Source organism: Streptomyces sp. NPDC048392, assembly GCF_043200575.1.
Taxonomy (GTDB): domain Bacteria; phylum Actinomycetota; class Actinomycetes; order Streptomycetales; family Streptomycetaceae; genus Streptomyces.
Map to the genome: position 1 here is coordinate 1 of NZ_JBICYB010000055.1, position 24171 is coordinate 24171.

The window sequence follows — 24171 nt, forward strand, 5'->3', positions numbered from 1 at the left end:
GTACTGCAGGGGGGACCCTGTGGGAGAGTAGGACGCCGCCGAACAATCATTGCGAGGAAACCCCGCACCGGGAACGGTGCGGGGTTTTCTGCGTTTAGGGTCTCTGTATGCGTTACGAACTGGTTGTCTTCGACAACGACGGTGTTCTCGTCGACAGTGAGCCGATCTCCAATCGGCTGCTCGCCGGCTATCTGACCGAGCTGGGTCACCCCACTTCGTACGACGACTCCCTCCGGGACTACATGGGTGCCGCGATGCACCGCGTGCACGACCTGGTCCTGGAGCGGACCGGGCGGCGGCTGCCCGAAGACTTCGACGACGTGTTTCACGCGCGGGTGTTCGCCGCCTTCGAGCGCGACCTGGAGGCCGTGCCCGGGGCCGTCGGGGTACTGGAGAAGCTCACCGCGAGCGGGGTGGCGTACTGCGTGGCCTCCTCCGGGAGTCATGAGCGGATTCGGGTGGGGCATCGGAAGACCGGGCTCGACCGGTGGTTCGACGACACGCGGATCTTCAGCGCGCAGGACGTGGGGCGGGGGAAGCCGGCGCCGGATCTGTTTCTGCACGCGGCCAGGCGCATGGGAGTGGCGCCGGAGCGGTGCGTCGTGATCGAGGACAGTCCGCTCGGTGTGCGGGCCGCCGGCGCGGCCGGTATGGACGTGTTCGGGTTCACCGCGATGACACCGGCCGCGAAGCTCGCCGGGGCCACCCGGCTCTTCGCGGACATGGGGGAGTTGAACGGCCTGCTCGTGGGCTGACAGCTGCCGGTCGCCGGGCTGACCTGTGTCATGGGTGGGTGCCGCAGCCCTCCCCAGGCCGCCTTGGGAACAACCGTCCGGAACCGGGGCCGGGCTCATGGCCCACACGGTCCGGAGCAGGCGTCGTTCCGGATCGTGTGCCCGAGAGCGTCACCGGTGCCGTCACCGGTTTCGAGAGCTGAGAAGAATTCATCTTTGGCGGTATCTACCCACGGGTAAGCCGTGGCTCTACGCTCGCCGCCATGACTGATGTGCTGCGGCGCGGCAGGGTCTCGCTGGCGTTCGGTTTCTTCGCCCAGGGGGTCGCCTTCGCGCTGTTGGTGACGCGTATCCCCGCCGTCCAGGACCGGTACGGCGTCTCCGACGCGCTGTTGCCCGTCTTCCTCGCCGCCGTGCCGATCCTGGCCGGTGTCGGGAGTGTGGTGAGCGAGCGTCTGGTCAGGCGGTTGCCGCCGAGCCGGCTGCTGCGCTGGTCCCAGCCGGTGGTGCTGCTGGCGCTGCTCGGCGTCGGGGCGGGCGGCCGGGTGGCGGTGCTGGCCGTCTCACTGGCCGTCTTCGGGCTGGCCGTGGGTGCGCTGGACGCGTCGATGAACATGCTCGGGGTGAGCCTGCAGCGGGCGTACGGGCGCAGCATCATGCTGGGATTCCACGCGACGTACAGCCTGGGCGGAATTCTGGGGGCCTCGCTGGCGTGGACGGGGGCGCACTGGGATCTGGCGCTGTGGGTGTCGTATCTGCCGGTGGTCGTGGTGCTGCTGCCGGCCGCGCTGGTGGGGAGCCGGTGGTACGTCGACGGGGACGGCGGGGGTGCGGGGAAAGAGGCCGGCGGGGGTGCGGGCGGGGCCGGTGCCGGTATCGGCTTCAAGGTGCTGTTGCCGCTGTGTCTGGTGATGACCTTCGCGTACATCGGGGACTCGACGGTCTCCAACTGGAGCGCGAAGTACCTGCAGGACGTGCTGGGGAGTTCGGAGCAGCTGGCCACCGTGCCGTACAACGTCTACATGGTGACGACGCTGATCGGGCGGTCCGTCGGGGACGTCGGGGTGCGGCGGTTCGGGGCCGTGGCGGTGGTGCGGAGCGGAGCGGTGGTCGCGGCGGGCGGGTTCGCCGTGGTGGCGTCGGCGCCGGGGGCCTGGGTGGGGATGCTGGGGTTCACTCTGCTGGGGCTGGGACTGTGCGTGCTGGTGCCGCAGACGTTCGCGGCGGCGGGGCGGCTCGCCGCTCAGCGGGACGGCCGCCCCGGCGCCTCCGACGCGGCGGTGGCGCGGCTCAATGTCTTCAACTACGTCGGTTTCCTCATCGGTTCGCCGTTGGTGGGGGCGCTGGGCGATGCCTGGAGCTATCGCGGGGCGATGCTGGTGCCGATGGTGTTGGTGCTGGTGACGGTCGTGTACGCCAGGTCGTTCGAGGCTCAACCGGACCGATACGGTGGCGGGCATGAGCGGCCGCGCACAGCTGATGTGGGACGAGGCAGTAACGGGCTATGACTTCGGGCCGGAGCATCCGATGGATCCGGTCCGGCTCGCCCTGACGCGAAGTCTGGTCGGTGCCCTCGGGCTCGACGGCGAGATGGAGGTCGTCGCGGCGCGGCCGGCCGGGGACTCGACGCTGCGGCTCGTCCACCGGGAGGACTACATCGACGCGGTGAAGGCGGCGTCGGCGGATCCGGACGCGGCGGACGGGTCGTACGGGCTCGGGACGGTCGACGATCCGGCCTTCGCGGGGATGCACGAGGTGTCCGCGCTGATCGCCGGGCAGTCGGTGGGGGCGGCGGAGGCGGTGTGGCGCGGGGACGCGCCGCACGCGGTGAACTTCGCGGGCGGACTGCACCACGCGATGCCGGGCGCGGCGTCCGGGTTCTGCGTGTACAACGACGCGGCGCTGGCGATCGCGCGGCTGCTGGAGCTGGGGGCCGAGCGGGTCGCGTACGTGGATGTGGACGTGCATCACGGGGACGGGGTGCAGGCGGCGTTCTGGGAGGATCCGCGGGTTCTGACGGTGTCGCTGCACGAGCATCCGCGGACCCTGTTTCCGCAGACCGGGTGGCCGGAGGAGACCGGGGCCGACTGTGCGGAGGGCTCTGCGGTGAACGTCGCGCTTCCGGCGGGGACCGGGGACGCGGGGTGGCTGCGGGCGTTCCACGCGGTGGTGCCCGAGCTGCTCGCGGAGTTCCGGCCGCAGGTGCTGGTGACGCAGCACGGCGCCGATACGCACTTCGAGGACCCGTTGGCGCATCTGGCGGTGTCGCTGGACGCGCAGCGGGCGGTGCAGGTGGCGTGTCACGAGCTGGCGCACGAGCACGCCGAGGGCCGGTGGGTGGCGCTCGGCGGGGGTGGATACGCCGTGGTGGAGGTGGTGCCGCGGTCGTGGACGCATCTGGTGGGGATCGCGGCGGGGCGGCCGGTGGAGCCGGAGACGGTGATTCCGGAGGGGTGGCGGCAGGAGGTGTACGCGCGGACGCGGCAACTGGGACCGCAGCGGATGACCGATGGGCGGTGGCCGGTGTCGTGGGCCCCGTGGGAGGCGGGGTACGACCCTGCCGATCGGTTGGACCAGGCGGTGAGGGCGGCTCGGCGGGCGGCGTTTCCGTTGCGGGGCTTGTTGGCGTAGGGGGTTGCTTCATGTTGCCCGTCGTGGTGCCCGCCCCCGTCGTGGTGCCCCGTCTCCGGTGTGGTGCCCGTCCCCGTCGTGGTGCCCCGTCTCCGTCGTGGTGCCCGCCCCCGTCGTGGTGCCCCATCTCCGGTGTGGTGCCCGTCCGCGGGTGTGGTGCCCGTCCCGGTGTGGTGCCCGATCCCGTCGTGGTGCCCGTCCCGGTGTGGTGCCCGTCCCCGGTGGTGCTCGTCCCCGACGTGGTGGCGGGCACGGGGGGGTGGTGCGCGCCCGGCGTCGCGCGGTGCCTCCCGGGCCGTTCAGGCACCGGGGGAGGCACGACTGCCCGCAGCTCGGACGGCTGGGACTGCCCGCAGCTCGCGCGCGGTGTTACGCCGACCGTGCGAGGATTCGCCCGTTTCCTGCCCGGCTCGCGGGGAGACCCGGCAGCATCGGTTCCGTGCTGACCGCTGGAGTTCTTCGGGCTCATCTCCTGGATGTCCGGCTTGCCGGGGTGGTGGCTACCTCTCGGGAGCTGAGCCTGCGGCGTTACCGGTTGTTCGCCGCCCGGGATCCGCGGGTGCTGCTCGGGATCGACCCGGTAGGGGACTGGGGGCAGCGGGACCTGCTCGGGCTGATGGCGGCGAGGTGCGGGGTTTCGGCCGATCCGCGCGACACTTCGGGCCAGGACGTGATCGATCCCGATCGGACGCTCGCGGCCCTGGACGCCTTCGCCGGCCGGCTCGCCGCCGTCGCTCAGCGTCGCGCACCGGTGCTCCTCGGCACCGGGCACCCGCACCGACTGCTCGGCTTCTACGTCGCCTTGGCCGAGGCGCTGTCGGCGGCGGGATGTGCTGTCCTCACCCCGGCGCAGGGTCGCTCTGTCGACATAACGACCCGGTTCGGTCTACGTACGTACCACCTCGACTACGTCCGCGGAGTCGCGTTGGTGCGGGAGCCCGGCGCCGGGCGCGCCGGTGGTGAGCCGGGCGCACACACCCATTCGCCGCTGCCGGTTCGTACCGCGCTGGCCGCCGCGGCCGAGGGGGGCGGGCCGCTGCCCGGGCTGGTGATCGGGGATCACGGGTGGGTCTGCGGAGCAGGTCAGCTGGGGTTCGAGGCGATCGGTCCGGCCGATACGGACGATCCCGCGCTCTTCGTGGGGGAGGCCGAGGGGCTCGTGTCCGTCGTCGTTCCGCTTGACGACGCCGTGCGGTCCGAGTACTACCGGCCGCTTACCCGCTACGTACTCAATCGGGCGTGTCTGTCACGGTAGGGAAGCGATGGGTGCACCTCTTCCCCATTCGCATCACCCGCCCCTACATTGGGGAGTGAGCACGCAGCGACGAAGAGTCACCGGAAGGGGAAGCCGGTGGCCGTCGAGTGCGGAAGGTTCAGGTGTGTCATGGCTGCAGCTGGCGAAAGGCCTCTGAACGAGGTTCAGTTCCTTACCGTGGCGGAGGTCGCCTCGGTGATGCGCGTGTCCAAGATGACCGTGTACCGGTTGGTGCACAGCGGTCATCTGCCCGCGATCCGGGTGGGACGGTCGTTCCGCGTCCCGGAGCAAGCGGTTCACGAGTACCTCCGCGAGAGCTACGTGGGGGTGGAAACGGCCTGACGGCCCTCGATTACGACCTCAGCGCTCGGACCGGTAGGCTGGCCCCTCGTAGGTCGTGTGGGCCCATGGCGCTCACCAACCGAGTGATGAGAAGTGAGCGAGGATAGTCGTGGGCTCTGTTATCAAGAAGCGGCGCAAGCGGATGGCCAAGAAGAAGCACCGCAAGCTGCTCAAGCGCACGCGCGTTCAGCGTCGTAACAAGAAGTAAGCGACGCTGCGCCGTCAGCGTGGTCTGTGGCCCCCCACCGCATCCGGTGGGGGGCCACAGTCGTTCGCCCGCGGTTTTCCGTCACCTGCCGCGTCCGGGGGTCGTCACAGCGCGACACCGACCGGCTAAGTTGGCCCGCGGACGGGGAACGCGGCAGGGTACGAAGCAGGGCTGGTGCATGGCTGTGCAGGGCCGGAGTAGGGCGGAAGGAAGGCGCTGATCTTGGGCAAGGTCGTGCTCGTGACCGGAGTGGCCCGGCAGCTCGGGGGCCGGTTCGTCCGGCGCATCCAGCGTGATCCCGACGTGGAGCGGGTCGTCGGCGTGGACGCCGTCGCGCCGGAGCACCATCTGGGCGGCGCGGACTTCGTCCAGGCGGACATCCGGCAGTCGGCCATCGGGCGGGTGCTCGCCGAGACGCGTGCCGACACGGTCGTCCACCTCGACGTGACGGGCACGCCGCTGGGCAGCGGCAGTCGCACGTCGGTGAAGGAGACCAACGTCATCGGCACGATGCAGCTGCTCGGCGCCTGCCAGAAGTCGCCGACGGTGCAACGGCTGGTGGTGAAGTCCAGTACGAACGTCTACGGGTCCGCGCCGCGCGACCCGGCCGTCTGCACCGAGACCACCGCGCCCAAGTCCCTGCCCAGTGGCGGCTTCGCCAAGGACGCGGTCGAGGTCGAGGGGTATGTGCGGGGCTTCGCGCGCCGTCGGCCGGACGTGGCGGTGTCCGTGCTGCGGTTCGCCAACATCCTCGGTCCGGCCGCGGAGACCCCGCTCGCCTCGTACTTCGGACTGCCGGTGCTGCCGACGGTGTTCGGCTACGACCCGCGGCTGCAGTTCGTGCACGAGGACGACGTGATCGAGGTGCTGCGGGTCTGCTCGCACGATGCCCGCCGTTCCACGCTGAACAGCGGGACGTTCAACATCGCCGGTGACGGTGTCCTGCTGCTCTCCCAGTGCTCGCGCCGGCTGGGCCGCCCCACGGTGCCGTTGCTGCTGCCCGCGGTCACCTGGGTGGGCTCTCTCGTGCGTACGCTGGGGATGACGGATTTCTCCCCCGAGCAGATCCGGCTGCTCACCCACGGGCGGGTGGTGGACACCACGCAGATGCGCGAGACCCTCGGATTCCGGCCGAAGTACTCGACGGCCGGGGCGTTCGCGGACTTCGCGCGCGGCCGCGGTGCCGGTCTGCTGCCGCCCGAGGCCCTCGCGGGGGCCGTCGACCGGATCGCGGAGCTGTCCCTGCGGGACAGCGGTCACCTTCCGACGCAGAGCGCCAACTGAGGAGCGCATCAACGATGGCGGACGCCAAGGTCATTCCGTTCGACGACGACCGGTCGCGGGGGAGCCGCGGCGCGGGGAGCCGGCGCAGGGGCACGGCGGAGCCGCTGCCGACGGGCGAGGTACAGCCGCTGCCCGTACGGGGAGCGGCCGCGAGGGAGGACGTCCCCGCGACGCACGAGTCGCCCAAGGCGCGCGGCCCGCGGCCGACGGCCGGGGGCGGCGGCGACGAGCACGGCGGCGACGGGGGCGGCGGCCTGGAGCGGCGTGTCGCGGGCGGCCTGTCCTTCCTGCGCCGCCGGCTCACCGGGGACTACGAGGTCGACGACTTCGGTTACGACGCCGAGCTGACCGACCAGGTGCTGATGTCCCTGCTGCGCCCGGTGTACGAGAAGTACTTCCGGGTCGAGGTGAAGGGCGTGGAGAACATCCCCGCCGAGGGTGGTGCGCTGATCGTCGCCAACCACTCCGGGACGCTGCCGCTGGACGGGCTGATGATGCAGGTCGCCGTGCACGACCACCATCCGGCCGACCGGCATCTGCGGCTGCTCGCGGCGGACCTGGTCTTCGTGCTGCCGGTGGTCAACGAGCTGGCGCGCAAGCTCGGTCACACGCTGGCCTGCGCGGAGGACGCCGAACGGCTGCTCGGTCAGGGCGAGCTGGTCGGCGTGATGCCGGAGGGCTTCAAGGGCATCGGCAAGCCGTTCGGTGAGCGCTACAAGCTCCAGCGCTTCGGGCGTGGCGGCTTCGTGTCCACGGCTCTGCGGCAGGGGGCGCCGATCGTTCCGTGTTCGATCGTCGGGGCGGAGGAGATCTACCCGATGATCGGCAACTCCAAGACCCTGGCGCGGCTGCTGGGATTCCCGTACTTCCCGCTCACGCCGACCTTCCCGTGGCTGGGCCCGCTGGGCGCGGTGCCGTTGCCGACGAAGTGGACGATCCAGTTCGGTGAGCCGATCCCGACGGACGGCCACGCGCCGGAGGCGGCCGAGGACCCGGTGCTGATGTTCAACCTGACCGACCAGGTGAGGGAGCAGATCCAGCACACGCTCTACAAGCTGCTGGTGCAGCGGCGCTCGGTGTTCATCTGACGTACGAGGCTGGCGTACGAGGCTGGAATACAGGGACGGACGTGACGGTCTGACGTCAGGGTCTGGTGTACGGCTTTCCACCGGTCCGACGCGCGCGTACGACGGCGGGGGCGCCCCCGGCTCCGGGACTCCCCCACCGCCGTACGTCGGTTCAGTCCGCGTCCTCCGCCTCGATGCCCAGTCCGGGCAGGAGGCCCGGCAGGAGGGGCGGGAGGGTGACGTCCGGCTCCGCGGGCGGGGTGTTGCCGCCCGCCGACGGGGAGGCGGTGCCGCGGTCGTCCTTCGGCGGGTCGAGCAGGCCGCCGGTGTTGCCGCCGAGCAGGCCGTCGTTCTCGTGGCCGGAGCCGGCGGACTCGCTGGGCCGGTGGGAATGGGAGCGCCCGCGGTCGGACGTGCCGCCGTCGCCGGTGCTGGGCGCCGACGGGTGACCTGAGCCGGGGGCGTCGGTCGTCGCCGAGCCGGAACCGCCCGGTCGGCCACCGTCACCGCCGTCGTCGTCCTGGACCGGCGGCTGCGGAAGCCTGGACTCCAGCGGGGCGACGTCGTCGTCTATGGCGTCGAACACCGACGACACCTGCTCACTGACGTCCCCGAGCTGTACGGGCAGCCGCTCGCGCAGTGCTCCCCAGGTCTCCCGGTGGGACTGGGAGAAGGCGGAGAGGGCCTGCATGGGGGCCAGCGAGTCGGGGTCGTGGGCATAGGCGGCGCTGAGCAGGCGGTGGCCCTCGGAGGCGTCGTGCCGCATCCCGGACAGGGCGCGGCGGACCTCGCCGAGCGACTCGTGGTCGAGGGGGCCGCTGCGACCGCGCTCCATCAGCCGGCGTGCTTCGCTGAGCCGGGTCGAGGCGAGGTCCAGGTAGGCGCGGCCCCGCTCGTTGTTCCCGTCGGCCAGGCCGAGGCGGAAGTCCTCTATGCCGCGCTTGAGGCCGTAGAGCGAGTCGCCCGGCAGGGCGTCCGAACTGGCGGCGGCGACTCCGCCGAAGGCTCCGGCGGCCACGCTCACGCTCAGTCCGCCCGCGGTGAGGCCCTTGGCCAGCCGGGACCGGGGCCGGAACCTGCTCAGCGGGGCCGCCCGGTGGGTGCCGTGCGCCCGTCGCTGCTCCGGTACCGGCGTGTCCGCCGCCCCGCCGCTCGCGGTGCCCTCCTGCAGCATGGCCTCGAAGGCGGCCACGAGCTGGGCCCGCTGGACGACCTTGACCTCGGGATCCAGCTCGGGCCGGGGCAGCGTCTCCAGACCATGGGCGAGGGTCGTCAGACGGCCCTGCTCGGTCGGTTCCGCGGTGGCCCCGGCGGTTGCCGGTCCTCCGGACTGCTCGGCCGCCGCCCCGGGATCGGACTGCTCCTCCAGAGCCTGGGCGAAGGCGTTCGCCCGCCGGTGTGCCGATACGTTCGCGATCACTGGCGGCACCTCCTCTCGTCATCACGGTCGACTCCCCAGGGGGTCCTGAGGGTTGCACACCCCGGTCGGAGCCATCCGATCGAGTGACCGGAGTCGGCCGGGGAGTGACCACAGGGAGCCTGCATCCCGCACAACGAGCGGCGCGGCACTTGGGTTACGGACGGTGGATGATCGGACCGCGGACCCAACCGACTTTCACCGGTGGTGACTTGGCGGACGCGGAGAGTTCGGGTGGATTGCGGCGCCCCGGCGGCGCCGGAGGGTCAGCGCGCGTCGTCCGGGAGCAGCCGGGCGAGGGTGCGTACGGCCCGGTACTGGAGCGTCTTGATGGCGCCCTCGTTCTTGCCCATGACCCGGGCGGTCTCGGCGACCGAGAGGCCCTGCAGGAAGCGCAGGGTCACGCACTCCTGCTGCTGCGGGTTGAGCCGTCGTACGGCCTCCAGCAGGGCGGCGTTGGAGAGCGATTCGAGGACGGAGTCCTCGGGGGAGCGCTCGACCTCGTTGGCGTCGAGCATCTCGCCGGTGGTGACCTCGAGGCGGAAGCGGCTGGACTTGAAGTGGTCGGCGACCAGGTTGCGGGCGATGGTCACCAGCCAGGCGCCGAAGTCGCGCCCCTGCCAGGTGAAGGTGCCGATGCGCCTGAGGGCCCGCAGAAAGGTCTCGCTGGTGAGGTCCTCGGCGGTCGCCTTGCCGCCGACGCGGTAGTAGATGTAGCGGTACACGGTGTCGCTGTACTGGTCGTAGAGCCGGCCGAAGGCGTCGGTCTCGCCCGACTGGGCCCGTTCGACCAGGTCCATCATGCGGGCGCTGTCGCTGTCCGCGGCGGGGCGGCGGTGGGTGGTGGCGGCGGCCCCGGACGAGGACGACCGCGCGCGTCTGCCGACGGCGGCGCTTCCTTCGGCCAGTGCGTAGCACGGACCGGCGGGCACGGCGGCCGCGGCGAGGGCGGGGACGGCATACGCGGTGGGGACGAAGCCGCGCAACAGGTCTCGGGCTGATTTGACCGTTGCGCGCAGCGTAGCCAGGCCCGAGGCGTCAACCCCGACGTGTGGGTACACGGGACTCCCAGAGGCAGAGCTTCCATCACGTGCAGTACGGAACCATTCACCCGTCGTAGCGAAGGTGGGGTACCGGAATGCGTCTGAGGAGAATAACGCTTCGTGCAGGCACTGCTACGCCCAGTTGCTCAAATCATCGATTACGTCGCTTCCGTGCCCGATTGGCGCTCGATCGGATGCGACAGAGTGACCACTTGATGACCGGAATGGTTCGAATTCCTTGTGACTACAGAGCGTGTTGTGCTCGATGTGAACAAGGAGGACTGGAGAGGGTGCCCGGCGGGTACGTCACACCGATTGGGTCGACGGCGGATCCGGCTCAACGGCGGCGGCGGTGCAGCGCGATGGCCGCCGCGGTGCCGCCCGCCACCGCACCCACGCCCGCGGCCGCCGGGATGCCGACCTTGGCCGCCTTGCGGCCGGTGCGGTAGTCGCGCAGGCGCCACTCCAGCCGGCGGGCGTGCTTGCGCAGCTTGGAGTCCGGGTTGATGGCGTACGGGTGTCCGACCAGCGACAGCATCGGGATGTCGTTGTGGGAGTCGCTGTAGGCGGCGCAGCGGGAGAGGTCCAGGGCCTCGGCCGTGGCCAGCGCCCGGACCGCCTCGGCCTTCGCGGGGCCGTGCAGCGGTTCGCCGACCAGCTTGCCCGTGTAGACGCCGCCGATGGACTCGGCCACGGTGCCGAGCGCGCCGGTCAGGCCCAGGCGGCGGGCGATCACCTGGGCGATCTCCACCGGGGCCGCCGTGACCAGCCAGACCTTCTGTCCGGCGTCCAGGTGGGCCTGGGCGAGGGCGCGGGTGCCGGGCCAGATCCGCTCGGCCATGTACTCGTCGTAGATCTCCTCGCCGATCGACCTCAGCTCGGAGACGCGGTGGCCCTTGACGATCGAGAGCGCCGAGTCGCGGGCGTCCTGCATGTGCTCCGGGTCCTCGAACCCGGCCAGCCGGAACCAGGCCTGCTGCCAGGCGAACCGGGCGAGGTCGCGGGTCTCGAAGAACTTCCTCTTGTACAGGCCCCGGCCGAAGTGGAAGATCGCGGCGCCCTGCATCACGGTGTTGTCGAGGTCGAAGAAGGCGGCTGCCCTGTCGTCGCCGTGGACCGGGAAGTCCGCTTCGGCGCCGGGTTCCGGAGCGGGCTCCTGCGTGGACCGGGCGGACTTGCGGGCTGCCTCCGCCGAGGCCTCGCCTGCCAACACGCTCCGCGCCGTGGCGGAGCGCCCACGGGGAGTGAGCCATCGAAGAGCGGCCATGCCGGTGAGCATAGCCAGTTTGTTCGGAGGCTTCGGAGCCGAGAGGTTCGCGGGCGGTGAACTCCGGGCGGCCGTTTCGTCGGACGCCCGCCCGCGCGGGTGCGCGGGCGCGACGGCCGGACAGGCGGTCCGTCCGCCGCCGGGGGTTCGGCTCACGCCGCCCGGCGCGCGAGAATGGCCGGCATGAGTCCCCTCTTCCGCCGAAAGCCCACACAGGCTCAGAGGGCCCCGCAGGCTCCGCGGGCCCCGCAGGCCGCGCAGTCCTCTGAGCACCCCGAGAACCATCTCGTCACCCTCATCCGCAAACCCGGCTGTCATCTGTGTGATGACGCACAGCTCGTCGTCGAGAAGGTCTGTGCCGATCTCGGCGTCCCCTGGGAGGGGAAGGACATCACCGAGGACCGCCGGCTCCACGACCAGTACTGGGAGCAGATTCCGGTCGTGCTGGTCGACGGCAGGCAGCACACCTTCTGGCGTGTGAACGAGGAGCGGCTGCGCAGGGCACTGACCGATCAGTACAAGTAGTCCGTATGGTCGCTTAGGATCGATGGTGACTTGGTCTCGGGGGCGTTGATCGTGAGGAGCGTGTGCGGCTTTGCCCTCGATGAGTGAGGAACGAGGGCGCGTATGCGCCGGTTCCCGTGCCGTGCGCCGGGGGCGCGTGACCCCGGTCACGTTGGCCGGGCAAATCGGACACCATCTTTGTGCACGCGTTCACAAAGACATAGCCTGCATTCGACGGGGCGGTCATGTAGGGACGTATGACCGCCTACAGCCCCGCTCTACCCGCAGGAGCACCGTGGCAACTGGCCGAACACACCGACCGGCGACCCGCAGCCGAGGGATTCCCGAGGCCACCGTCGCCAGGCTTCCGCTGTACCTCCGCGCGCTGACCGCGCTCTCCGAGCGCTCGGTGCCCACGGTCTCCTCCGAGGAGCTGGCGGCCGCGGCGGGAGTCAACTCCGCGAAGCTGCGCAAGGACTTCTCCTACCTCGGCTCCTACGGGACCCGGGGCGTGGGCTACGACGTCGAGTATCTCGTCTACCAGATCTCCCGCGAACTGGGGCTCACCCAGGACTGGCCGGTTGTGATCGTCGGTATCGGAAACCTCGGCGCCGCGCTCGCCAACTACGGCGGGTTCGCCTCCCGCGGTTTCCGGGTCGCCGCGCTGATCGACGCCGATCCGGGAATGGCCGGAAAGCCCGTCGCGGGCATCCCGGTGCAGCACACCGACGAGCTGGAGAAGATCATCCAGGACGACGGTGTCTCGATCGGTGTGATCGCCACCCCCGCCGGTGCCGCCCAGCAGGTCTGCGACCGGCTCGTGGCCGCCGGTGTCACCTCCATCCTCAACTTCGCGCCGACCGTGCTGAACGTCCCCGAGGGCGTCGACGTGCGCAAGGTCGACCTCTCCATCGAGCTGCAGATCCTCGCCTTCCACGAGCAGCGCAAGGCGGGCGAGGAGGCCGCGGCCGACGTCGGCGTGGTGCCGCCCGTCGCCGCCCGCAAGCAGCAGCACTCCGCCGACCAGGGACCCGACGGGGACGTGCCCGCCGTGATGCCGGCATGAGTCTCCTCGTCGTCGGGCTGAGCCACCGCAGCGCCCCCGTCAGCGTGCTCGAGCGGGCCTCGCTGAGCGCGGACGCGCAGCTCAAGCTGCTCCAGGACACGGTCGCCGCCGAACCGGCCGCCGAGGCCGCGGTGCTGGCCACCTGCAACCGCATCGAGCTGTACGCCGACGTGGACAAGTTCCACGCCGGTGTCGCCGAGCTGTCCACGCTGCTCGCCCAGCACAGCGGCGTGGGTCTGGAGGAGCTCACTCCCCATCTCTACGTGCACTACGAGGACCGGGCCGTCCACCACCTGTTCTCGGTGGCGTGCGGGCTGGACTCGATGGTGGTCGGCGAGGGGCAGATCCTCGGCCAGATAAAGGACTCCCTGGCCCGCGCCCAGGATCTGCACACCGCCGGACGGCTGCTGAACGACCTGTTCCAGCAGGCCCTCCGCGTCGGCAAGCGCGCCCACTCCGAGACCGGCATCGACCGCGCCGGGCAGTCCCTGGTCACCTTCGGTCTCCAGCAGCTGTCCGCCGGAGCCGACGTGCAGGGGTGGGCCCGGGGCAAAAAGGCCCTGGTCATCGGCGCCGGGTCGATGTCCTCGCTGGCCGCCGCGACGCTGGCCCGCGCCGGGGTCGCCGAGATCGTGGTCGCCAACCGCACCTTCGAGCGCGCCGAGCGGCTCGCGCAGATCCTCGCCGAGGGCGACGACACGGACGTGCTGGCCCGCGCGGTACCGATGGACTCGGTGCCGGGCGAGCTGACACGTGCCGACGTGGCCGTCTCCTGCACGGGTGCGACCGGTCTCGTCCTCACGGCCGACTCCGTGGCGGCGGCGGTGCGGGGCCGCGCCGGCGACCCCGCCGTCGCCGGGGCCCCGGCCGCCGGGACCGTCGGCGCACGGGGTGAACGGCGGACCGCGGAAACGCCACTGCCGTCCGCGGGCGCCGACGAGAACTGCCCGCTGGACCTGTCCTCCGTGCCGTCCGGCTTCTCCGTCATGGGCGAGGCCGCCGTGGCCGGGATGGACGCGGCGACGCTGGAGCAGCACGGGGCCTGGGCCGCGGGCGGTACGGCGGTGGACCGGCCGCGCGAGACGGGCCGGCCCGGACCGGAAGCGGACGCCGAGCTGATCGGCGCGCTCGCCGCGGCGGCGGCGCGCGTCGGCCGCATTCCCGAGCGCCGCCGCCCCGAGCCGGTCGCCGAGGCGCCGCGTCCCGAGCCCGTGCTCTTCCTGCTCGACCTCGCCATGCCGCGCGACATCGACGCCGCCGCGCACCGGCTGGCCGGGGTGCGCCTGGTGGACATCGAGTCGCTCGCCGACGCGTCGGCCGACGCGCCGATGGCCGCCGACGTCGACCTGGTCCGCCGGATCGTCGCCGACGAGGTCGCGGCCTTCGGCGCCGCCCAGCGGGCCGCGCACATCACGCCCACCGTGGTCGCACTGCGCAGCATGGCCGCGGAGGTCGTGGCCGGTGAGATCGCCCGGCTCGACGGGCGGCTGCCGGGGCTCGACGACAAGCACCGCGCCGAGATCACCCAGACCGTCAAGCGTGTGGTCGACAAGCTGCTGCACGCGCCGACGGTGCGGGTCAAGCAGCTCGCCGCCGAACCCGGCGGTGCCGGGTACGCGGACGCGCTGCGCACCCTGTTCGACCTCGACCAGGAGACGGTGGCCTCCGTCTCCCGCGCCGAGAACAGCACTGAGAAGAACCGAGGGCCGGCATGACTGAGAAGGCACTGAGGCTGGGAACCAGGCGAAGCAAGCTCGCCATGGCCCAGTCCGGCCAGGTGGCGGACGCCGTGAGCCAGGTGACCGGTCGGCCCGTTGAGCTGGTCGAGATCACCACGTACGGCGACACGTCGCGGGAGCACCTGGCGCAGATCGGCGGCACGGGCGTGTTCGTCGCCGCGCTGCGCGACGCACTGCTGCGGGGAGAGGTGGACTTCGCGGTTCACTCGCTCAAGGACCTCCCCACCGCGCAGCACGAGGACCTGGTGGTGGCCGCCGTACCCGAGCGGGAGGACCCGCGGGACGTGGTCGTCGCCCGGGACGCGCGCAAGCTGACCGACCTGCCGCGCGGAGCGCGCATAGGTACGGGCGCGCCGCGTCGGATGGCGCAGCTGAACGCGTACGCCCGCACCCACGGGATGGAGATCGAGACGGTCCCGATCCGGGGCAACGTCGACACCCGCATCGGATACGTCCGCAGCGGTGAGCTGGACGCGGTCGTACTGGCCGCCGCCGGGCTGAACCGCGTGGGGCGCATCGACGAGGTGACCGACTTCCTGTCGGTCGACACGGTTCTGCCGGCCCCCGGCCAGGGGGCACTGGCGATCGAGTGCAGGGCGGGGCACACCGCCCAGGACGCCGCGCTGATCGCCGCGCTCGCCGAGCTCGACGACCCGTTCACGCGGGTCGCCGTAACGGCCGAGCGGTCACTGCTCGCCGCCCTGGAGGCCGGCTGCAGCGCCCCTGTGGGAGCGTTGGCCGACCTTCTGGCCGACGGGCAGACTGTCAAGGAGATGCGCCTGCGCGGCGTCGTCGGCACGACCGACGGCTCGACGCTGGTGCAGCTGTCCACCACCGGTCCCGTGCCCGGGACGCACGAGGGTGCGCTGGCACTCGGTCGCGAACTCGCCACCGAGATGCTCGCCCAGGGCGCGGCCGGTCTGATGGGGGAGCGAGCACTGTGAGCCCCACCGCTTTTCCCGCCGGTCCGGAACACGGGCACGTCACCTTCCTCGGTGCCGGACCCGGAGATCCGGGACTGCTGACTCTGCGCGCCGTGGAGGCGCTGGCGCACGCGGACGTCCTCGTCGCCGAGCACGAGGTGCTCGACGTCGTACGCACGCACGCGCGACAGGGCGTGTCCGAAGTGCACACGGATGCCGACGCGTCGGATCCGGGCACAGGCGCGCCCCAGCTGACGGTGGTTGACGGTGCGTCAACGGCCGTCGGTGCCCCCGCCGTGCGGGATGCCGCACATCTTGTCATGGAGGCCGCGCGGGGCGGCAGGCGGGTCGTGCGTGCGGTGGCCGGGGACCCCGGCCTCGACACGTACGCCGCCGAGGAGATGCTGGCGTGCGCCGCGGCCGGGGTGACCTTCGAGGTCGTCCCCGGTATCGCGAACGCCGTGGGCGTGCCCGCGTACGCCGGTGTTCCGCTGCGGGACGCCGAGGGCGCGGACGTGCGGTTCGTGGACGCCCGTACGGCGTCGGACCGCTGCTGGACCGAGGTGGGCGCCTCCGACGGCACGGTCGTGGTGTCGACGACGCTGGACTCGGTGGCCGCGGCCGCCGGTGAGCTGGTGTCGGCCGGCCGCAAGCCCGACACCCCGCTGACGGTGACGATCGCCGGTACGACGACCCGGCAGCGCACCTGGACCGCCACGCTCGGCACGGTCGCGCAGACCCTGAAGCAGGCGAAGGTGCTGCCGTCCCCGGACGGCGGCCGTCAGGTGATAGCCGTGGTCGGCGAGCGTTCCGCCTCCGCCCGGCGCGACCAGCTCTCGTGGTTCGAGTCCAAGCCGCTGTTCGGCTGGAAGGTCCTCGTGCCGCGTACGAAGGAGCAGGCGGCGTCGCTCTCCGACCAGCTCAGGTCCTACGGCGCCGTGCCGCACGAGGTCCCGACCATCGCGGTGGAGCCACCGCGCACCCCGCAGCAGATGGAGCGGGCGGTCAAGGGCCTGGTCACGGGCCGCTACGAGTGGATCGCCTTCACGTCGGTCAACGCGGTGAAGGCGGTACGGGAGAAGTTCGAGGAGTACGGCCTCGACGCCCGCGCCTTCGCCGGGATCAAGGTCGCCGCGGTGGGCGAGCAGACGGCGAAGGCCCTCATCGCCTTCGGTGTGAAGCCGGACCTCGTCCCGAGCGGCGAGCAGTCGGCGGCGGGTCTGCTGGAGGACTGGCCGCCCTACGACCCGGTCTTCGACCCGATCGACCGGGTCTTCCTCCCCCGGGCCGACATCGCGACCGAGACCCTGGTCGCCGGGCTGATCGAGCTGGGCTGGGAGGTCGACGACGTCACGGCCTACCGCACGGTGCGCGCTTCGCCGCCGCCGGCCACGACCCGGGAGGCGATCAAGGGCGGCGGCTTCGACGCGGTGCTCTTCACGTCGTCGTCCACGGTCCGCAACCTGGTCGGCATCGCGGGCAAGCCGCACAACGTCACGGTGATCGCGTGCATCGGCCCGGCGACGGCCAAGACGGCCGAGGAACACGGGCTGCGCGTCGACGTGATGTCCCCCGAGCCGTCCGTCACCAAGCTGGCGGAGGCCCTGGCCGACTTCGGCCTGCGGCGCCGGGCGGCGGCCCTGGAGGCGGGAGACCCGGTGACGCGGCCGAGCGAGCGGCGGCCGGGGGCACGGAGGCGGCGGTCTTCGACCTGAGGTGAGAGGGGGCGCTCCTTGCGGGGCGCCTCGCTCTTTCGGGCCGTTCCAAGCGCGTTGAGCCGGAGCGCTTCAAGGCGTTCACGTACGAGGAACTGATCGCCCGCGACCAGGCCAACCTCGGCATCACCCGGCTCCGCGACCCCAGCCCCGACGACGCGGACAACCTGCCCGCGCCCGAGGTACCGGCCGCCGGGATCGCCGGGACCTTCAGGCCGCGCTGGAGGAGTTCGCCGCGATCGCGGAGACGTCGCAGCAGGCCCGCGGCGGGGACGCGGAGCCCAAGGTGACTCCGGCCGTCGACTGAAATGCGGGTAGCGGCCCGCACCGCACGAACTCGGGTGCGGGCCGAAAAGGTACGTCTCGTCAGTTCCCGGAGGCGTACGGCAGGAAGGTAGCCCAGGCGCCTGCGGTGAGGTCGAGGCGGGGGCCTGCGGGGTTCTTGGAGTCGCGGACGAGGACGTGACTTCCGTCCGGGGTGGCCACCTCGACGCAGTCGGGGCCCTCGTCCGTGCTGTAGCTGCTCTTTATCCACGCGAACGTGGGCTCGGCACTGAAGTAGGGCTTGAGGGTCATGTCTCTCCAAGCACAGTCTCGATGAGGGCCGTTGACTCCCGTGTACTGAGAGCCTGTGCCCGGATGTTCCCATAACGCATTTCGAGGAGCTGTACTTCCTTCGGGTCCGCGATGACCCGGCTGATGTGCTGCGCTTCGACGTGTCCGACCGTCGTGCCGTCCTTCAGCCTGAGCAATCTGAACGACCCGGCGAGACCCGGGTTCTCCTCGTGCCCCAGCGGAAGAACCTGAAGGTCGACGTTGGGGTACTTGGCGGCCTCCAGCAGTCGCTCCAACTGCCTCCGCATGACCGCTCGGCCTCCCATGGGGCGACGGAGTGTTGACTCGCACTGGACGAAGGTGAAAAGGGGGCGCGCCGCCCCTTCGCCAACGACCTCCTGTCGGGCCACTCTGGCCGACAGCCGCTGTTCGAGTTCGTCCACGGTGAAGGGCGGTCGACGCGCGCTGAAAACCGCCCGTGCGTACTCCTGCGTCTGCAACAACCCGTGAACGACCGAGTTGTTGTACGCCCCCAGCTCAACTGCCTCGCCCTCCAGCCTCTTCAGATCCCGTACTTTCTTCGGGTACCGGACCTCCGCCACGTCCTGCTTCAGTGCCGCGATCTTCCCGCCCGCGTCCAACACCTCGTCCGCCGCGTCCAGGTACTCCGGCCGAGGAATCCGCCGCCCCCGCTCCACCGACGAGACCAGTTCCTCCCCGTACCCGATGGCCGTGCCGAACTCCGCCTGGGTGAGGCCGGCCGACTCACGCCACAGCTTCAGCTGCCGTACGACCGTGCGCATCACCGCCCCGGCCTCTTCGTCGTCCAGCCCCGCTTCCCACTCGGTCATGTCGCCGCCCTCCCGCCGCGCGCCCTTCCCCGGACCAACCTCCGGCCGTCGCGACCGGTCACCCCGGGCAGCCCGGACGGAACCGGACGCGCCACGGACAGCCACCGACCGCACGGGCCGCCTGGCTTCACAGCGTATGCGCGCGTGAACACGCTGGGTGACATGAATCAGGGAATCTCCACCCACCGCGTTCCGCTGCGCCAGTTCTCGGTGCCTCTGTCGGCCACGCGGCGTGGTGCGCGACTTGCCCGGTTGCTTGCCGCCGAGAAACTGCTCGCGTGGGAGCTGCCGTTGGACCCGGCCCGGCTGGTCGTGGCCGAACTCGCGACGAACGCCGCCCTGCACGGGCACGTCCCCGGACGTGGCTTTCGCCTCGTCCTCTCCGTCGTACCTCCGCGCACGCTCCGTATCGAGCTGACCGACACTCGTGGTGACCGGCTGCCGGTCAGTCCCCGGGCGACCGCCGACGGGCATGCGGAGTCGGGGTATGGGCTGCTCCTCGTTGAGGAGTTGACCGACCGCTGGGGCGTGCGGTGCGGGCCGGTGCCGTCCAAGACCGTATGGGCGGAACTGGACCTTGGGGCTGAGGCGAAAGGTGCCACGGGACCGTAGCAGCGGGCGGTGGCCTCGCAGCGGAGCCCGGGAATGCGGGCCCCGGTGGGTGGGCCGTCGGGGCGGCGGGCGGTAAAAGACCAAAGAACCCTGGGTAAATACCTACCCAACCGACCAAACCCGGCCTCGATCACACGGGCGGGTGAAAAGCGGCCGAATGGGTGGCGTGAGGGGTGCTGCGGCGTGCAGGCTCTGCTGCGAGGCGCGTTGATGCCTCTGGAATATCCCAGACGACATGAGTCGGCCCCCGTGGGACTGCAATCCCAATGCGGGGGCCTGACCAACAAGGAAGCAAGGACCTTCCTCATGGCTGAGAAGAAGACTAACGCCGCCACGCGTCCGAGTCAGGGCGTTCGCCGGTCCACCACCCACTCCGGTGTCATCCACGTACGCACGCACCAGTCGGGGCAGTACGTCGTCATCGGCAATCACCTCGCCCAGCACCGTCAGCTGTCGCTGACCGCGATCGGGCTGGCCACGCACGTCCTCTCGCTGCCGGAGAGCGCCCTCGTCGACATCCGGACCCTTGCCGAGCGCTTCCCGGAGGGGCGTGAGCGGATCGCTGCCGGATTGCGGGAGTTGGAGGAACACGGCTATCTGGAACGGGTGCGTGAGCGCTCGGAGACCGGGCGGCTGGTCACCCGGACGTATGCCCATCACACGCCCGAGCGAGCGGTCGCGCCCGTCGTACGTCGACGTGCCGTGGCGGTGGTGCGGGAGGGCGGGCAGGTGGCTCCTCGGCCGCCAGAAGGAGCGCAGGAAGACTCCGTGAAGGAGGGTGACCAAGCGCAGGATGCGCGTGCTGTCGTGCTTCGGCGCAGTGATCCGGTGGCCGTTCGGGTGCCGTCCGCCGGCACCCGGAGGACTGCCGAAGTCGCCGAGGCCGCAGTTCCATCCGTGTCGGGGGCTGGCCGCCACCACGACAGAGCCGTCGCTCTCCTGGCAGGACTGCGTCGTACCGACGAACGCCTCACCCTCTCCTCCCAAGACGTGAACACGTTGGCCCCGAGTGTCATCCGTTGGTTCGAGAGGGGTGCCACGACCGGCCTCGTCCACCATGTGCTGACCTCGGACCTGCCCGTGGACATGCGACGCGCGGCCGGTGTGCTGGCGTACCGGCTCGGTGAACTGCTGCCCCCGCCCCTTCCGGCGGTTCCGGCGCCATCACCAGGCCCGGTCCGTGTCGCGAGTCGGCCCGAGCCCTTCCAGACCTGTGACGGCTGCGAACGGGCCTTCCGGGCCCCGCATCCCGGCCGTTGTCGTGACTGTCGGTCCGATCGGCCGGCGGACGCCCACACACTGCTGGCGGCCTGAGCCGCCAGACCCGAGCGGGGCTACGGGCGCCCCGCCGGCCGGTGCAGTCCCGACAGGTCCATCGGCGGTGCCGGGGGGAGTGGGCCGGGCCGGGACGGAGGGTGGGCCTGGAAGGACTGGAAGAGGTAGGTGAGGAGGCGGCGGGCGGCGGGGAGGGCGGTTTCGGGGGGTTGGCCCGCCAGGCCGCTCACCGCCAGGAGGAGCAGGGTGATGTCGGCCGGGTCGAAGTCCTCGCGGAGTCGGCCGGCCGCGCGGGCGCGCTGGATCAGATGGGACAGGGCCTCCTCGGCGCAGGCGCGTTCCCGGTCGTAGTCCAGCGCCTCGGGGAAGTCGGCCAGGAACACCGTCTCGAAGCCGCGGTCGGTGATCAGGGTGACGCACACCCTTTCCAGCAGTCCGTACAGGCCGTGTCCCGGGTCCGGGTCGGCCAGGGCCTCCTCCAGGGCGGTCGCGCACTCGGCGAGCTGGTCTTCGAAGGCGGCGGTGACGAGCGCGGAGCGGGTGGGGAAGCGGCGGTAGAGGGTGGCCACGCCGACGCCGGCCCGGCGGGCGACCGCGCTTATCGGGGCGTCCACGCCCTGGGCCGCGAAGACCTCGCGCGCGGCCTCCAGGACGCGTTCGCGGTTGCGGCGGGCGTCGGCGCGCAGCTCCGCCGGGGATTCTGCTGCCGGACCGGACGGCTTGTGAGAGGTCTGATCAGGCATGTTTCTCACTTCCGGGTAAGTGGAGGGCGGAGTCCACTTATGTCTCTAGCGTGAGCTTAGCAGCGGACGCGGGCCTCGCCTCCGCGGTTCTCGAACGCGATGTGGGATTGGCATGAACAAGAGCTTGAGTGAGATGAACGCCGTGCTTTTCGACCGTTACGGACCTCCCGAGGTGCTCTACGTCGGGCGGCGGCCGGTGCCCGCCATCGGCCCCGACGAGGTGCTGGTGCGGGTGCGTGCCGCCGGGGTCAACGGCGGTGACCTGCACGACCGGACCGGCAAGGTGCGCCTGGTGGCCGGGCGGGCCTTTCCCAAAGCGTGCGGCATCGACTTCGCCGGGGAGGTGGCCGAAGTCGGTACGTCCGTCACCGGGGTGCGGGTGGGGGAGCTGGTGTGGGGGGTGCTGGGACGCCGTACCGGGAGCATGGCCGAGTACGTCGCCGTCAGCCCGCGGCGGATCGCGTCCGCCCCCGAGAACCTCACCCCGGAGGAGGCGGTCTCGCTGCTCGCGGGTGGGGTTACGGCGGTGACCGCGCTGCGCGACAAGGCCGCCCTGCAACCCGGTGAGCGGCTCCTCGTGCGGGGTGGGAGCGGGGGTGTGGGCAGCGTCGCCGTGCAGGTCGGCAGGCTGCTCGGGGCTCATGTCGTCGCGCTCGCGGGCGGGAAGAACCTCGACTTCGTGCGGGGGCTGGGCGCCGAGGACGTGCTGGACCACCGGAGGACTCCGCTGTCCACCCTCGGCCGCTTCGACGTCGTACTCGACACCGTCGGCACCGAGCAGGCCCGTGTGCGGCGGCTGCTGGCGCCGGGCGGGCGCATGGTCGCCGTCACCGTCGACTTCGACCGGCCGCTCACGGGGATCGGCACCGTGCTCGGCTCCGTCGTGCACGGGAAGGGGCGCATTCGCGCCTTCAGCGGCAATCCCGACAGCGCGCTGCTCGCCGAGGTCGCCCGGCTCGCCGAGCGCGGCGACATCGTCCCCGTCGTCGACACCGTGCACCCGCTCGACCGGGTCGCCGACGCCCAACGGGCCCTGGAGGCCGGGGGCGTGCGGGGCAAACACGTCGTGCGGGTCGCGTAGGCGGGCAGGAGGAGGCGGCTGCCTTCGGGCTGCGTCGACAGTCCGGCGGGTCGGTGCGTGTAATGAGAGTGGTGCCGCGTGGCGCCGGCCAAAGAGCAGTGGGCCGGCCGGCGATCGGGCGAGCGCCCTTCCATCAAGGGGTACGTGATGCGTTCACACTCCGCGCCCTGATGACTTCGACGCAGCGCTTCAGCCCTTCGTCGTTCCCCGTTCTTCGCGGCTCCGGCTCGCGGCATGCGCCGCTGCCGTGGCCTGCCGTCCTGGAGACACAGAACCGTATGCCCACGTCGTTCCATCAGTCCGTCATCGACGAGTTCCGCGCCAACGAGGGGAAGGTCGGCGGCCCCTTCGAAGGCGGCGACCTGCTTCTGCTGACCACCACCGGCGCCACATCGGGCGCCTCGCGCACCACCCCGCTCGGTTACGTCCGCCACGGGGATTCCCTTCTCGTCGTCGGGTCCAACCTCGGTGGCCCGCGGCACCCCGGCTGGTACCACAACCTGCTCGCCCGTCCCGTGGTCCGGGTGGAGGTGGGCACGGCGAGCTTCGAGGCGCTCGCGGTGCCCGCCGAGGGGGCCCGGCGCGATGAGCTGTTCGCGCACGTCGTGCGGGCGGCGCCCGGTTAGGGCGACTACCAGGCCCGCACCAGCAGGCCGCTGCCGGTCGTGGTGCTGGAGCGGGCCGAGCCCGAGGAGTGGGAGGGGCGGCCCCGGGAGGTGCGTACGCTCGCCGACAAGCTGCTGGAGGTGCACACCTGGCTGCGCGGGCAGGTGCGGCAGGTGCGGGCCGAGGCCGAGGCCCACTTCGCTTCCCCGGGGACGGCCGGTGCGCCGCCGAGCCTCGGGCTGCAGATCAGGCAGCGCTGCCTGGCGTTCTGCCAGGCGCTGGAGTTCCATCACGTGAGCGAGGACGGGCACCTGTTCCCCGGGATCGCCCGTCACCATCCCCACCTGACCGACGTCTTCGACCGGCTCGCCGACGAGCACCGCACGGTCGCCCGTGTCCAGGGTGAGCTGGCCGCCCTGCTGGACGGTGTCGCCATCGCCGATCCGGCGCGCTTGCGGACCGAGATGGAGGAGATGTCCGCACAGCTCAACGCGCATCTCGACTACGAGGAGGAGGTGCTGCTCCCGTTGCCGGCCGACGTGCCGTGGCCGCCGGTCGGGCCTCCGGCCACGTCTTAGGCGGACTCCAGCAGTTCCTTGAGCCGGGCCAGGTCGGCGAAGACCATGTCGGCGTCGCGCTCGAAGTCGGCGTCGGTCGTTCCCGGCCGCCGACGGAGGGTGAACACCACCTCGCTTCCGCTGTCGTCGGCGATGACGCGGACCGGGTTGTACACGGTCTCCCCGGAGGGGAGCGTGACGTAGTGGTCGAGTACGCCCAGGTCGTTGCGCGGGGCGAAGACGACCGTCACCCGGCCCATGGGGGAGGAGTCCGCGATCCATTCGTCCGCGATCTTCTCGATGGATCCGCCGAGGCCTTGGGCCCACGCGGGCAGGTTGGCCGGGTCCGAGACATAGGCGTAGACGTCGTTGACCGTGCGGGCGATGTGGATGCCGAGGTGGCGTGACTCCTGGCCGGTGCTGTTCATGCCGGTGACGGTAGCGGGCCGCCGCCGCCGTGCTCTTGAACGGATCGGACAGCGCGTGGGCGGCGGACGACAGGGCCTAGCTAGTGCTCTGACCGCATAGGTTCGCCGGGTTGGTGGTCGTGGCGGTTTGATGTGCGGTGATGTCCGATCCGATTACTGGGGGCGCGATGGCCGAGCCTGTCCGTGTGCGCAGACTGACCGACCAGGAGGGGCAGAAGCTGCAGCAGATCGTGCGCCGCGGCAGCACCAGCACGGTGCGCTGCCGGCG

General features: G+C 71.4%; 23 protein-coding genes and 1 pseudogene. 17 read left to right on the top strand and 7 right to left on the bottom strand.

Features of this window, described 5'->3' with window-relative positions; all coding sequences use genetic code 11:
• The first annotated feature begins 107 nt into the window (after positions 1–107).
• The 8 genes from ACGFYH_RS34810 to ACGFYH_RS34845 all read left to right on the top strand — a co-directional run bounded on the left by ACGFYH_RS34810 (position 108) and on the right by ACGFYH_RS34845 (position 7542).
• A complete protein-coding gene (locus tag ACGFYH_RS34810; protein ID WP_393807168.1) occupies positions 108–755 on the top strand; it encodes an HAD family hydrolase in 648 nt (215 codons plus the stop codon).
• A gap of 242 nt (positions 756–997) precedes the next feature.
• Positions 998–2242, top strand: a complete 1245-nt coding sequence (locus tag ACGFYH_RS34815) for an MFS transporter (RefSeq protein ID WP_393807169.1) — start codon at positions 998–1000, stop codon at positions 2240–2242.
• A complete protein-coding gene (locus tag ACGFYH_RS34820) occupies positions 2193–3365 on the top strand; it encodes an acetoin utilization protein AcuC (RefSeq protein WP_393807170.1) in 1173 nt (390 codons plus the stop codon). The genes ACGFYH_RS34815 and ACGFYH_RS34820 overlap by 50 nt, the downstream gene beginning before the upstream one ends.
• Positions 3366–3804: 439 nt before the next feature.
• Positions 3805–4620, top strand: a complete 816-nt coding sequence (locus ACGFYH_RS34825; protein ID WP_393807171.1) for a phosphatase — start codon at positions 3805–3807, stop codon at positions 4618–4620.
• 129 nt (positions 4621–4749) lie between these two features.
• Positions 4750–4962 (top strand): helix-turn-helix domain-containing protein, encoded by a 213-nt coding sequence (locus ACGFYH_RS34830; protein WP_004984898.1) that lies wholly within the window; start codon positions 4750–4752, stop codon positions 4960–4962.
• A 109-nt stretch (positions 4963–5071) separates the two neighbouring features.
• Positions 5072–5170, top strand: a complete 99-nt coding sequence (locus ACGFYH_RS34835) for a 30S ribosomal protein bS22 (RefSeq protein WP_003948845.1) — start codon at positions 5072–5074, stop codon at positions 5168–5170.
• Positions 5171–5392: 222 nt separating this feature from the next.
• Entirely contained in the window at positions 5393–6454 is a 1062-nt protein-coding gene (locus ACGFYH_RS34840) for an NAD-dependent epimerase/dehydratase family protein (RefSeq protein WP_393807172.1), read from the top strand.
• Positions 6455–6468: 14 nt separating this feature from the next.
• Positions 6469–7542, top strand: a complete 1074-nt coding sequence (locus ACGFYH_RS34845; protein WP_393807173.1) for a lysophospholipid acyltransferase family protein — start codon at positions 6469–6471, stop codon at positions 7540–7542.
• Between the two features lie 151 nt (positions 7543–7693).
• Here the strand turns inward: ACGFYH_RS34845 and ACGFYH_RS34850 are convergent, their stop codons facing one another.
• From ACGFYH_RS34850 to ACGFYH_RS34860, 3 genes are all read right to left on the bottom strand, one after another.
• The gene (locus ACGFYH_RS34850) at positions 7694–8941 is read right to left on the bottom strand and encodes a DUF5667 domain-containing protein (protein ID WP_393807174.1); all 1248 of its coding nucleotides are present in this window, start codon (positions 8939–8941) and stop codon (positions 7694–7696) included.
• Positions 8942–9204: 263 nt separating this feature from the next.
• Positions 9205–9999: an ECF subfamily RNA polymerase sigma factor, BldN family gene (locus ACGFYH_RS34855; RefSeq protein WP_393807175.1), complete on the bottom strand. Its 795-nt coding sequence runs from the start codon at positions 9997–9999 to the stop codon at positions 9205–9207.
• 319 nt (positions 10000–10318) lie between these two features.
• A complete protein-coding gene (locus tag ACGFYH_RS34860; protein ID WP_393807176.1) occupies positions 10319–11248 on the bottom strand; it encodes an HAD family hydrolase in 930 nt (309 codons plus the stop codon).
• Positions 11249–11431: 183 nt separating this feature from the next.
• On the opposite strand from ACGFYH_RS34860, the gene ACGFYH_RS34865 reads away from it, so the two are divergent.
• From ACGFYH_RS34865 to ACGFYH_RS34885, 5 genes are all read left to right on the top strand, one after another.
• Complete coding sequence (locus ACGFYH_RS34865; RefSeq protein ID WP_393807177.1) at positions 11432–11773, top strand: glutaredoxin family protein; 342 nt, start codon at positions 11432–11434, stop codon at positions 11771–11773.
• A gap of 274 nt (positions 11774–12047) precedes the next feature.
• Positions 12048–12818: a redox-sensing transcriptional repressor Rex gene (locus tag ACGFYH_RS34870; protein WP_393807178.1), complete on the top strand. Its 771-nt coding sequence runs from the start codon at positions 12048–12050 to the stop codon at positions 12816–12818.
• Positions 12815–14533, top strand: a complete 1719-nt coding sequence (locus ACGFYH_RS34875) for a glutamyl-tRNA reductase (protein WP_393807179.1) — start codon at positions 12815–12817, stop codon at positions 14531–14533. Before ACGFYH_RS34870 ends, ACGFYH_RS34875 begins: the two co-directional genes overlap by 4 nt.
• The gene (hemC, locus tag ACGFYH_RS34880; RefSeq protein ID WP_393807180.1) at positions 14530–15501 is read left to right on the top strand and encodes a hydroxymethylbilane synthase; all 972 of its coding nucleotides are present in this window, start codon (positions 14530–14532) and stop codon (positions 15499–15501) included. Before ACGFYH_RS34875 ends, hemC begins: the two co-directional genes overlap by 4 nt.
• Complete coding sequence (locus ACGFYH_RS34885) at positions 15498–17195, top strand: uroporphyrinogen-III synthase (protein ID WP_393807181.1); 1698 nt, start codon at positions 15498–15500, stop codon at positions 17193–17195. Before hemC ends, ACGFYH_RS34885 begins: the two co-directional genes overlap by 4 nt.
• A gap of 366 nt (positions 17196–17561) precedes the next feature.
• Here the strand turns inward: ACGFYH_RS34885 and ACGFYH_RS34890 are convergent, their stop codons facing one another.
• Positions 17562–17771: a DUF397 domain-containing protein gene (locus ACGFYH_RS34890; protein ID WP_393807182.1), complete on the bottom strand. Its 210-nt coding sequence runs from the start codon at positions 17769–17771 to the stop codon at positions 17562–17564.
• Positions 17768–18601 (bottom strand): helix-turn-helix transcriptional regulator, encoded by an 834-nt coding sequence (locus tag ACGFYH_RS34895; protein WP_393807183.1) that lies wholly within the window; start codon positions 18599–18601, stop codon positions 17768–17770. Before ACGFYH_RS34895 ends, ACGFYH_RS34890 begins: the two co-directional genes overlap by 4 nt.
• 162 nt (positions 18602–18763) lie before the next feature.
• Here ACGFYH_RS34895 and ACGFYH_RS34900 point away from each other — a divergent pair, with 162 nt between their 5' ends.
• Positions 18764–19213: an ATP-binding protein gene (locus ACGFYH_RS34900; protein WP_393807184.1), complete on the top strand. Its 450-nt coding sequence runs from the start codon at positions 18764–18766 to the stop codon at positions 19211–19213.
• 183 nt (positions 19214–19396) lie between these two features.
• Positions 19397–20527, top strand: coding sequence for a helix-turn-helix domain-containing protein (locus ACGFYH_RS34905; protein ID WP_393807185.1), 1131 nt, complete (start codon positions 19397–19399; stop codon positions 20525–20527).
• Positions 20528–20547: 20 nt separating this feature from the next.
• Here ACGFYH_RS34905 and ACGFYH_RS34910 read toward each other — a convergent pair whose 3' ends face one another.
• Positions 20548–21231 (bottom strand): TetR/AcrR family transcriptional regulator, encoded by a 684-nt coding sequence (locus tag ACGFYH_RS34910; RefSeq protein ID WP_393807186.1) that lies wholly within the window; start codon positions 21229–21231, stop codon positions 20548–20550.
• Between the two features lie 112 nt (positions 21232–21343).
• On the opposite strand from ACGFYH_RS34910, the gene ACGFYH_RS34915 reads away from it, so the two are divergent.
• Positions 21344–22312, top strand: coding sequence for an NAD(P)-dependent alcohol dehydrogenase (locus tag ACGFYH_RS34915; RefSeq protein ID WP_393807187.1), 969 nt, complete (start codon positions 21344–21346; stop codon positions 22310–22312).
• Positions 22313–22590: 278 nt separating this feature from the next.
• Positions 22591–23496: pseudogene (locus ACGFYH_RS34920) on the top strand (nitroreductase/quinone reductase family protein).
• Here ACGFYH_RS34920 and ACGFYH_RS34925 read toward each other — a convergent pair.
• On the bottom strand, positions 23493–23903 hold the full coding sequence (locus ACGFYH_RS34925; protein WP_393807188.1) for an SRPBCC family protein: 411 nt from the start codon (positions 23901–23903) through the stop codon (positions 23493–23495). The pseudogene ACGFYH_RS34920 and the gene ACGFYH_RS34925 overlap by 4 nt on opposite strands.
• Positions 23904–24171: the final 268 nt, after the last annotated feature.